Source organism: Collinsella sp. AM29-10AC, assembly GCF_003469085.1.
Classification (GTDB): Bacteria; Actinomycetota; Coriobacteriia; order Coriobacteriales; family Coriobacteriaceae; genus Collinsella.
The window spans coordinates 22,511-32,623 of sequence record NZ_QSKB01000030.1; the positions used below are offsets into that span (position 1 = coordinate 22,511).

The 10,113-nt window shown below is 60.0% G+C and carries 11 protein-coding genes; 10 read left to right on the plus strand and 1 reads right to left on the minus strand.

The features are described from left to right. Positions 1-132 precede the first annotated feature (132 nt). The 10 genes from purM (at position 133) to DW754_RS09390 (ending at position 8,421) form a co-directional block, all read left to right on the plus strand. Entirely contained in the window at positions 133-1,236 is a 1,104-nt protein-coding gene (gene purM, locus DW754_RS09345; protein ID WP_117759536.1) for a phosphoribosylformylglycinamidine cyclo-ligase, read from the plus strand. Continuing rightward, positions 1,226-1,927, plus strand: a complete 702-nt coding sequence (gene purN / locus DW754_RS09350; RefSeq protein ID WP_117759537.1) for a phosphoribosylglycinamide formyltransferase — start codon at positions 1,226-1,228, stop codon at positions 1,925-1,927. Before purM ends, purN begins: the two co-directional genes overlap by 11 nt. 125 nt (positions 1,928-2,052) lie before the next feature. Next, positions 2,053-2,517: a PTS sugar transporter subunit IIA gene (locus DW754_RS09355; protein ID WP_117759539.1), complete on the plus strand. Its 465-nt coding sequence runs from the start codon at positions 2,053-2,055 to the stop codon at positions 2,515-2,517. Positions 2,518-2,741: 224 nt separating this feature from the next. Continuing rightward, positions 2,742-3,965 (plus strand): peptidylprolyl isomerase, encoded by a 1,224-nt coding sequence (locus DW754_RS09360; RefSeq protein ID WP_117759541.1) that lies wholly within the window; start codon positions 2,742-2,744, stop codon positions 3,963-3,965. A 54-nt stretch (positions 3,966-4,019) separates the two neighbouring features. After that, complete coding sequence (locus DW754_RS09365) at positions 4,020-4,463, plus strand: GatB/YqeY domain-containing protein (RefSeq protein ID WP_006235801.1); 444 nt, start codon at positions 4,020-4,022, stop codon at positions 4,461-4,463. Positions 4,464-4,719: 256 nt separating this feature from the next. Beyond that, positions 4,720-5,451, plus strand: coding sequence for an amino acid ABC transporter ATP-binding protein (locus tag DW754_RS09370; protein WP_055251548.1), 732 nt, complete (start codon positions 4,720-4,722; stop codon positions 5,449-5,451). An 8-nt stretch (positions 5,452-5,459) separates the two neighbouring features. Next, positions 5,460-6,335 (plus strand): transporter substrate-binding domain-containing protein, encoded by an 876-nt coding sequence (locus tag DW754_RS09375; protein WP_117759543.1) that lies wholly within the window; start codon positions 5,460-5,462, stop codon positions 6,333-6,335. Between the two features lie 25 nt (positions 6,336-6,360). Further along, entirely contained in the window at positions 6,361-7,107 is a 747-nt protein-coding gene (locus DW754_RS09380) for an amino acid ABC transporter permease (RefSeq protein WP_035136546.1), read from the plus strand. A 3-nt stretch (positions 7,108-7,110) separates the two neighbouring features. Further along, positions 7,111-7,749, plus strand: a complete 639-nt coding sequence (locus DW754_RS09385) for an amino acid ABC transporter permease (protein WP_006235796.1) — start codon at positions 7,111-7,113, stop codon at positions 7,747-7,749. Between the two features lie 48 nt (positions 7,750-7,797). Beyond that, entirely contained in the window at positions 7,798-8,421 is a 624-nt protein-coding gene (locus DW754_RS09390) for an AAA family ATPase (RefSeq protein WP_117759545.1), read from the plus strand. 42 nt (positions 8,422-8,463) lie between these two features. On the opposite strand, the gene DW754_RS09395 is transcribed toward DW754_RS09390, so the two are convergent. After that, positions 8,464-9,867, minus strand: coding sequence for a LuxR C-terminal-related transcriptional regulator (locus DW754_RS09395; RefSeq protein WP_117759547.1), 1,404 nt, complete (start codon positions 9,865-9,867; stop codon positions 8,464-8,466). Positions 9,868-10,113 lie beyond the last annotated feature (246 nt).

Genomic DNA, 10,113 nt, shown 5'->3' on the forward strand with positions numbered 1-10,113 from the left:
ATTTTGGTAGGTTTTACCTGCTGTTTTGTTGATATGACGGCGCGCGCTGTTATGGCGCGCGCCGAAATGAACGCAACTATGAGCACCGTTTGGCGCCCGCGCGTCGGACGGTAATGGGAGAGGAAGGCTCAGATGAGCGACAGCAAGCATGTGACGTACGAGGACGCCGGCGTCGATACCGCCGAGGGTGGTCGCGCCGTCGACGCTATTAAGCAGATGGTCAAGGACACCAACCGCCCCGAGGTTATCGGCGGCATCGGTGGCTTCGGCGGCCTGTTCTCGGCCGCCGCGCTTAAGGATATGGAAGACCCGATCCTGATCAGCGGCACCGACGGCGTGGGCACCAAGCTCGTGCTCGCCCAGATCATGGACCGTCACGAGACGGTGGGCCAGGACCTGGTCGCCATGTGCGTCAACGACATTTTGGCTTCGGGCGCCGAGCCGCTGTTCTTCCTGGATTACGTTGCCATCGGTCACATTGAGGCCGAGCACATGGCAAAGATCATCAAGGGTGTGGCCGACGGCTGCAAGCTCGCGGGCTGCGCGCTCGTGGGCGGCGAGATGGCCGAGCACCCCGGCGTCATGGCTCCCGCCGACTACGACCTCGCCGGCTTTACCGTGGGCGTCGTCGACCGTCCCAAGATGCTTGACCCCGCGAACGTTCGCCCCGGCGATGTGATCCTGGGTCTGCCTTCCACCGGTGTGCACTCCAACGGCTACTCGCTCGTGCGCAAGGTCATCGGCGTTGACGGCATCAAGCCGGGCACGCCCGAGGCCGCCGCTAAGGCCGAGGAACTGAGCCGTCCGCTCGAGGAGCTCGACGGTGCTTCGCTGGCCGATGCTCTGCTGGCCCCTACGCGCATCTACGTCAGGCCGATTCTGGAGCTGCTGCGCGGCGGCGCCAACGTGCACGCCATCGCCCACATCACCGGCGGCGGCATCACCGAGAACCTCAACCGCGCGCTCGCCGACGATGTCGATGCCGTGGTCACCCGCAGCGGCGCCGAGATGGGCTGGGATGTTCCGCCCGTCATTACTTACGTGTCGCGTCAGGCCGAGCTCGCGCCCAACGAGGCATGCAAGACCTTCAACATGGGCGTCGGCCTGTGCCTGATCGTTGCCCCCGAGGACGAGGCTGCCGTGACCGAGGCTCTGGTCGCGCTGGGCGAGAAGCCGTTCCGCGTGGGCGAGTGCGTCGAGGGTTCCGGTAAGGTCGTGTACTCCGATGAGCGCTAACGAGCAGATGGCTGCTAGTGAGGGCCTGGACTTTGTGCCCTATATCCGTCCGACTGGCACCGATACAGCTGAGCCGCTCAAGATCGGTGTGCTCATCAGCGGTTCGGGTACCAACTTGCAGGCGCTGATCGATCTGATCGCCGCCGGCAAGCTCAACGCTTCGATTGAGCTTGTGGTGTCGAGCCGTCCCTCGGCTAAGGGTCTGCAGCGCGCTGAGCGCGCGGGCATCCAGACGCTCACGCTGTCCAAGGATGTCTACGCCGACCCCATCGCCGCTGACGAGATCATCGCGCACGAGCTTCTCGAGCGCGGCTGCGAGTATGTGGTCATGGCCGGCTACATGCGCATGGTGCACACGCCTTTGCTGGCGGCGTTTCCCAACCGCGTGGTCAATCTGCATCCGGCGCTGCTGCCGAGCTTTACCGGTGCGCATGCGATTGACGATGCCTTTGCGCGCGGCGTCAAGGTAACTGGCGTGACCGTGCATTTTGCCAACGAGATCTACGACAACGGTCCCATCATCGCCCAGCGTGCGCTGGCTGTTGAGGAGGGCTGGGATGTCGACACGCTCGAGGAGCACATCCACGCGATTGAGCATGTGCTGTATCCCGAGGTCGTGCAAATGCTTGCCGACGGCCGCGTTCACGTGCTGGAGAGCGGCAAGGTCGCAATTGATGCGCCCCGCGGCTAGCGGCGCACAGTACAATTTAGTTGAGTGGTCAGGGTGGTCATTGGCGCCAAGGCGCGCGTGGCCACCTTTTGTTTTGGGTGGTCATCGGGGACGTTCCTGAATGACTAGGTGAGAGAGGTGAGCGCATGGCGGATAACGAAGCGCTGTTTACGCCTGAGCTGGTGTTTTTTGATTGGGAGTGTGCGACGCCGGGTGAGGTGTTTGCGCAACTCGAGAGTGAGCTTGCTCCGCGCGGCTACATTGCCGACGGTTGGCTCGACGCCGTTCGCACGCGCGAGGATGCCTATCCCACGGGTCTTGCCATGCCGGCGGTAAACATTGCCATTCCGCATACCGATCCGGGGTTTGTGGCCAAGCCCTATATCGCGGTGGTGAAGCCCGCCGCGCCCGTGATATTTAACGCTATGGCTGGCATGGGCGCTCCGGTGCCGGCGCAGATCGTCATCAACCTGGGCATTGCCGAGCCGGGCGGCCAGGTCGAGGCCCTGCAGGCGCTCATGAATATCTTTATGGACGCCGATGCCGCAGCCGACGTGCTCGGCCAGACCACGCCCCAGGGCATGGTCGACGCCATCCGCCGTCACTTCTAAGGTGGGGCTAAACCGGCACCTAGGGACGTTCCTTATGTGCCGGCACTTGGGGACTGTCTCTAACTGTCGGCAGAAAAGGAACGTCCCTAACTGCCGGCTGCCAGAGCTGTCCCCTTTGCACCAAAATGGTGCAGATTAACCTGTCCCCAATGCACCAAGCGTGCCGCGGGGGCTGCGTTGTGACACAATGGCGTTTGTTCGATTCGTTATGCGAAAGGCCAACTATGGCAAATAAGAAAAAGAACCCCGCACCCGAGCCGACGCCCGAGCAGCAGGCTCGCGCCGCCTCCAGCTCTCGCAAGAAGCAGCGCAAGACCTATGTGTCCAAGACCGTCAAGATTATCCTAGTGGTTATCGGCGTACTAGCGATGCTGCTTTCCGTCTCGGCCATGGCGTGCTCCGGCCTGATGTCGCAGACCGAAAGCGCCAGCTCGGGCTATAAGCTCACTGGCGGCGTGGCTGCTACCATCAATGGCACCAACCTCACCGAGGACACCGTGACCAAGCAGATCATGAGCATGCGCACGTCCTACGGCTACACCAAGGACAAAGACTGGGCGCAGTACCTGGTCGACAACGACCTCACGCCCAAGAAGTATCGCAAGCAGCTCATCGACTCCTACACGCAGCAGATTCTGCTTCAGCAAGCGCAGAAGGAAAACGGCGTGACCGTCTCGGACGAGGAGGTCGAGAAGGCCTGGAAGGACGCCTGCAAGAGCGCCGGCGGCGCCAAGGCCTTTAAGAAGACGCTTAAGACCTACGGCTACACCGAGGACACCTACAAGGACTCGCTCAAGGAGAGCCTGGCGCAGCAAAAGCTCAAGGATGCGGTAGCGCCCACAAGCAAGCCCAAGGACAGCGAGATTGTCGATTACATCAACGAGAACCTGTCCAACTACAATGACGCCCGCCGTTCGTCGAATATTCTGATCAAGGTCGATTCCGACGCTTCCGATGAGGACAAGGCCGCCGCCAAGGCCAAGGCGCAGGAGTGCCTGGACAAGATCAACTCCGGCGAGCTGAGCTTTGAGGACGCCGTAAAGCAGTACTCCGACGATACCGGCTCCAAGGATAAGAAGGGCGATGTGGGCTGGGACAAGCTCACCACCTTCGTCGACAGCTACCAGGCGGCGCTCGAGGGGCTCAACAAGGGCGATGTGAGCGACGTCGTCGAGTCGACCTATGGTTACCACATCATCAAGTGCACCGACTACTTCCATGTCGATAATCAGGTCGATGACATTAAGCAGGTACCCAAGGACATCAAGAAGTACGTCTCCAACGTGGTGAAGACGCAGACGGCAAGCACCGCGTACAGCGAGTGGCTGGAGCAGTACAAGAAGGACGCCGACATCACCGTTAACCCCATGCCTAAGGACGTGCCCTATAACGTGAGCCTGAAGGGCGTCACCAAGAGTTCGACCGACGATTCGTCGACGACTGAGTAATCATGGGGCGGTGCTCGCGCGAGTGCCGCCCACGCTATTAGAGAGGATTTGCAGATGACCAACGAAGAGCTGCAGAAGGAAATGATCGCGGCCATGAAGGCTAAGGACAAGGTTCGCCTGTCCATCATTCGCCAGGTCAAGGCCGAGGTGAAGAATATCGAGGTTAACGAGCGCCGCGATGTGACCGAGGAAGACGTCAACAGCATGATCAAGCGTCTGATTAAGCAGACGAGCGAGACGCTGGAGATGTCCATCAAGGCCGGCACCGACCAAGAGCGTACCGACAACCTGACCGAGCAGGTCAAGATTCTGGAGAGCCTTCTGCCCGCGCAGGTTTCGGGCGAGGAGCTCGAGGCCCTGATCGAGCAGGTCATCGCCGAGCTGGGCGCCACGTCCAAGAAGCAGATGGGCCAGGTCATGGGCGCTCTGGGTAAGGCCACTGGCGGCAACTTCGATAAGCCGGCAGCAGCAAAGATCGTTGGAGCCAAACTCGCATAGGGGCCTAGCGGTACATAGTTGATATCGAGGGGGCGTGACCATTGCGGTCGCGCCCCTTTTTGCTGGGCTGGGCACTCATTGGGGACAGACTCAAATTGAGTGCCCACGGGGGGTACTCATTTAAGTCTGTCCCCAATGAGCACCAACGAGCAGGTGAAAGATTGCGGGTTCTTTACGGGGATGTAGTGTGGGCTGCGGAAACGTGGTTCTTTCCGTACAATAGTTCAACTCGTGTAAACGCAGGGAAGGGACATTCATGGCAGACATGATCGAGATCAAGCATCTCAACAAGTACTTTGGCGACCTGCATGTGCTCAAAGATATCAACCTCACCGTCAAGCGCGGCGAGAAGCTCGTAATGATCGGGCCCTCTGGTTCGGGTAAGTCGACGCTCATCCGCTGCGTCGATTATCTTGAGGAGCCCACGTCGGGCGAGGTCATCATCGACGGCACGCCGCTTACCAAGAAGAATCACCTGGAGATGGCTCGCAAGTATAGCTCCATGGTGTTTCAGCAGTTCAACCTGTATCCCAACATGACGGTGCTGGGCAATCTGACGCTCGCGCCCATCAAGCTGCAAAAGAAGAGCAAGGAGGAGGCGACCGAGATCGCCATCGCCGCGCTCAAGCGCGTTGGCATGGCTCATAAGGCCGGCGAGTATCCGCAGAACCTCTCGGGCGGTCAGCAGCAGCGCATCGCTATCGCCCGTGCCCTGTGCACTAAGCAGCCCATCATCCTGTTTGACGAGCCGACCTCGGCGCTCGACCCCGAGATGGTCCAGGAGGTTCTGGACGTTATGATTGAGCTTGCGCAGGAGGACATCACCATGATCTGCGTGACGCATGAGATGGGCTTTGCGCGCCAGGTGGCCGACCGCGTCATCTTTATGGAGGACGGCCGCATTCTGGAGGAGGGCACGCCCGAGCACTTCTTCGATAACCCCGAGAACCCGCGCTGCCGCGAGTTCCTGTCCAAGATTCTGCACTAGGCGCGGTGATGGACATGACGGATATGACGAGGGCGGCTGTATCGCGCCGTCACTTTTTGCAGCTGGCTGGCGCCGGCATGCTCGCGCTGACGGGGACCGCGCTCACCGGTTGCGGCAACTCTGCCAGCGGCGAGGCCTCCGACAAGGGGTCCAAGCTTGCGACCATCAAGTCGCGTGGCCACCTGAACGCCGGCGTTAAGAAGGATGTTCCCGGCTACGGCTATTACGACACCGCCAAGGGTCGCTTTGAGGGCATGGAGGTCGATCTGTGCTACCAGATCGCCGCTGCCGTCTTTGGCGTGAGCTACAAGGAGGCCCGCGCCCAGGAGCTGGTCGAGTTTACCGACGTAACGCCCAAGACGCGCGGCCCGCTGATCGACAACGGCCAACTCGATGTGGTCGCGGCGACCTACACCATCACCGACGAGCGCAAGAAGAGCTGGGATTTCTCGACGCCGTATCGCACCGACTACGTGGGCCTCATGGTCAAGAAACGTTCGGGCTTTACCTCGATTGAGGACCTGGACGGCAAGGTCATCGGCGTGAGTCAGGGTGCCACCACGCAGGGCCTGATCGAGCAGATGATCAAGGATAACGGCTTTACCTGCGAGCCCGAATTTAGGGCCTTTAGCGGCTACCCCATCATCAAGAGTTCGCTCGACGCCGGCAATATCGACGTCTTTGCCATGGACCGCTCCACGCTGGCCGGCTACATGAACGAGACTGTCGAGCTACTGCAGCCCGAGGTCAAGTTTGGCGAGCAGGGCTACGGCGTGGCGACCAAGAAGGGCTGCGACCTCTCGGCCGTGGTCAATCAGGTGGTCTGCGATCGCTTGGCCGACGGCTGGCTCGATCAAGAGGTCAAGACCTGGGGTCTTGTGTAGGCGCATCGTCCAAGGAAGGAATCAAATGCTCGAAGGATTGTTTGACGCCGACCGCTGGTCGACGACATTTCAAAACATGGGGCCCTTCTGGGAGGGCTTTGGCGTGACGCTGCAGGTGGTCGTTGCTGGTCTGCTGCTGTCGCTGGTGCTGGGCACGCTGCTGGGCGTGTTCTCGACCACCCGTTCGCGTGTACTGCGCGCCATCAGCCGCGTGTACGTTGAGTTTTACCAGAATACCCCGCTACCCGTGCAGGTGCTCTTTATGTATATGGCTGGCCCGCAGTTTTTGCAGGCTATAACCGGCGCCGACCAGCCGGTGCGCATCGCGCCGTTCGTGCTGGGCTTCTTGGGTGTGGGCCTGTATCACGCGGCCTACATCTCGGAGGTCATCCGCACCGGTATCGAGGCCGTTCCGCGCGGTCAGATGGAGGCGGCCCAGAGCCAGGGCTTCACCCGTGCGCAGGCATACTGGTACATCGTACTGCCCCAGACGTTCAAGATCATTCTGCCGCCGCTGTGTAACCAGGCGCTCAACCTGGTCAAGAACACGTCGGTGCTGGCGCTTGTGGCCGGCGGCGACCTTATGTACCGTTCCGACAACTTTGTGAGTCTGTACGGTTACCTGCAGGGATACATCGTCTGCTGCCTTATGTACTTCATCATCTGCTTTCCGCTCGCCATGCTTGTGCAGTGGCTCGAGCGCCGCTCCAAGGAGCGTCCGCGCGGCGTGAGCCTAGCCGAGCTGGGGCTCGACAACGTAGAGGAGGCCTAGCGCATGGAAATCTTCAACGCGACCAACCTGCTCTACATTTGGGGCGGCTTTGTTAAGACAATCGAGATCTCGGCGCTGTCGATCTTTTTCTCGCTCATCTTTGGCACGGTGCTGGCGCTCGTTAAAAGCTATGCGCCCCGCCCGTTCCGTATTCTGGTGAGCGCCTATATCGAGCTGTTCCGCTGCACACCGAACCTGCTGTGGATCCTGTTTATCTACTTTACTGTGCAGGGTTTGGACATTGTGATTTCGACCATCGCCTTTACGCTGTTTACCAGCGCCGTGATGGCCGAGATTGTGCGCGGCGGCCTCAACTCGATTCCGCGCGGCCAGTTTGAGGCGGCGCAGAGCCAGGGTTTTGGCTTCTTTGCCACCATGCGCTACATCATTCTGCCGCAGACGTTTAAGACGATCATTCCGGCGCTGTTTAGCCAGTGCACGACCGTCATCAAGGACAGCTCGTATCTTTCGGGTATTAACGTGGCCGAGCTCATGTATACGGCAAATGTCGTGATGGCCCACGCGATCGACCTGTCGCAGGTGCTTATGCTCTACGGCCTGGTGTTTGCGATGTACTTTGTGCTCAACTTTGGTATCTCGCTGCTGGTTCGCGCATATCAGAGGCGAATGGTGGCAGCGTAGAATGTGACAAAGGGACTGTCCCTTTGTCACATAGAGAAAGGAATCGCGATGAGCGATCTGGAGAATAAGAAGAATCCTGTGGTCATTACCATCGCGCGCGACTTTGGCGCCGAGGGCCACGAGATTGGTCGCATGCTTGCCGACGAGTTGGGGATTCCGCTGTACGATAACGAGCTGCTGGTACGTGCGTCGCTGCGCGCGGGCGAGTCGCTCGACAAGATGGCCGCCTACGACGAGCGTCTGGCCGTGGAGAACATGGCGTTCCTGCCCGACCGCTACGACGCGCGTTCGTACTCGGACAAGCTGTTCCAAAAGATGAGCCAGGTGATTTTGGACTTGGGTGAGACCGAGAGCTGCATTATCGAAGGCCGCCTGTCCGATTACCTGCTTCGCAACAACCCCAACCACATTGCCGTGTTGGTGACCGCTCCCTTTGAGGACCGCGTCGAGATTGTGCGCAAGAAGCGTGGCCTTAACAAAAAGAAGGGCGCCAAGCTGGTCAAACAGCAGCAGAAGGCGCGCGAGGCGTTCTATAAGCGCTACAGCGCCGGCAAGTGGAAGATGACGAGCGGTAAGGATATCGTCGTCAACCGCGCCAAGCTGGGGCGCGAAGGCTGCAAAGACGTTATCGCCGCTGCCTACCGCTACAAAGTCGCCCAGCTCGAAGCCTAGCCAATCAAAACCACCACAAAGGCACCTTTGTGGTGGTTTGTTTTAGGCGGAGGGGAAGGCCTTGGTGAGACCGGCGCGCGTCTGCGTGCCGGTCTTTTGATAAATGGAACTCAGGTGGCGCTGCACCATGCGCATCGAGATACCAAGCTCCTCGGCGACCTGTTTGAGCGGGCGCTCATCTTGGGTCACAGCCACCAGCACGTCAACTTCGCGCGGGATGAGAGCGTGATCGGTGATGAAGACCTGACGCTGCTCCTCGATACTCGGTGCTGCCAGCGCCTCCTCGGCAAGCTGTTGATGTTCGCGCTCCTGCTCGGTTTGGGGTAGGCGGAACAAGCCGGCTGCCACAAATGCCGCGCAGGCGGCGACGAGCAAAACGAGCGCACCGATCATGATGAGAGCAACATTGCCCGAGGTCACAAGCGCAAGCGAGACGCCCGACGTGGTGAACGCGCACACGTTATTGGCGGCGCGTCCCATGCCGGCCCAGAAGGCGGGCGCGTGCATGCGCGGTGCCAGCTGAGTAAACGTGGCAGTAAAGAACGTGACGAAAAAGCCCGAGCTCAGGTAAAAGACAATGAGGCCCAGGTTGGGATCGGCTCCTGCTTCGACGGCTAAGATCGAAATAGTGGAGAGTACCGTGACGCCGAACATGACGAGTCCCATGTAGCGACGCTCGGCAAGATCAAAGATAAGACCGGCGGCAAGACCGCTCGCTGCCAAAAAGAGGCGCGGCCAGGTCTGCACGGCGATGGTGCCGTGGGCGTTGGAGAACGTGACCACGTTATCGAGAGTAGAGAACAGACAGGCCAGAATCATGACGAGCGCGATGCTCCAACACGCCTGCTTGGCAAGGGCGTGCGATGGCTCAACAAGGGGATTGATGGCGGGGCTGGAGCTCTCAGCAGCCTTTTGGGGAACGACGCTGAGGGCGGAGATGGCGATCGTCGCTGTGCCAAGGACGATGAGCTCTGCGATGCCGCCGCAATTGAGCAGGTTGATGGCGAACTGCATCAGGATGCCCGCGGCATAGGCTGCTCCCGCACCGGTGGCGAGCTTGGGATCGTCTTGGAATGTCGTTGCGAAGGCATGGTGTGCCGCGCCGCCCAGTAGGCCGAGTCCAAGGAATGCGAGGCATCCCAGAATCTCGAGCGCAAGCGGGCTCGTGGGGGACTGAATCTGAGTCAACCCCAAGATGGCGATGGGGACGGCGGTGCTGACAACTGCCCGAGGCCGGCCTTTGCGCTGTGCGAGCCCGAGCAGCGGCGCATATCCGATAAAGCCGAGCACGCTCGCACCTAGAATAAAGCCCTGTGCGAGCACAACACGTTCGGCGCCGGCGAGTAGCCCGACATTGACGTCGAAGCGAAACTCGGCGGCAAGGAAGGCGAAGGTGAAGAGCGCGAGTGCCAGAAGCGCGTTGATTTTAGGCCTGCTCAGGTTCAAGGACGGTCCTTTGGGTGGACGAATAATCGTGTCCTCGATTGTAGCGTTCCCGGGACGAGTGTGGCGATGGCGAAATCATATTGACTTAAACCGCAGGTAGAGGCCTGGGTTCACATTTACGAACCTAGGCATACGGAGTCATTTGACACATCTTGGTGGTACAGAATCACCGCAAAGGGGACAGGCACCTTTGTGAACTGCATCCCATTTCTTGGACTTTGAAATTAAGGTTCGAGAAAAGGGAGG

Excerpts from the sequence above, each read along its gene's own strand:
- purM (WP_117759536.1), top strand. The coding sequence starts at position 133 with ATGAGCGACAGCAAGCATGTGACGTACGAGGACGCCGGCGTCGATACC.
- purN (WP_117759537.1), top strand. The coding sequence starts at position 1,226 with ATGAGCGCTAACGAGCAGATGGCTGCTAGTGAGGGCCTGGACTTTGTG.
- DW754_RS09355 (WP_117759539.1), top strand. The coding sequence starts at position 2,053 with ATGGCGGATAACGAAGCGCTGTTTACGCCTGAGCTGGTGTTTTTTGAT.
- DW754_RS09360 (WP_117759541.1), top strand. The coding sequence starts at position 2,742 with ATGGCAAATAAGAAAAAGAACCCCGCACCCGAGCCGACGCCCGAGCAG.
- DW754_RS09365 (WP_006235801.1), top strand. The coding sequence starts at position 4,020 with ATGACCAACGAAGAGCTGCAGAAGGAAATGATCGCGGCCATGAAGGCT.
- DW754_RS09370 (WP_055251548.1), top strand. The coding sequence starts at position 4,720 with ATGGCAGACATGATCGAGATCAAGCATCTCAACAAGTACTTTGGCGAC.
- DW754_RS09375 (WP_117759543.1), top strand. The coding sequence starts at position 5,460 with ATGGACATGACGGATATGACGAGGGCGGCTGTATCGCGCCGTCACTTT.
- DW754_RS09380 (WP_035136546.1), top strand. The coding sequence starts at position 6,361 with ATGCTCGAAGGATTGTTTGACGCCGACCGCTGGTCGACGACATTTCAA.
- DW754_RS09385 (WP_006235796.1), top strand. The coding sequence starts at position 7,111 with ATGGAAATCTTCAACGCGACCAACCTGCTCTACATTTGGGGCGGCTTT.
- DW754_RS09390 (WP_117759545.1), top strand. The coding sequence starts at position 7,798 with ATGAGCGATCTGGAGAATAAGAAGAATCCTGTGGTCATTACCATCGCG.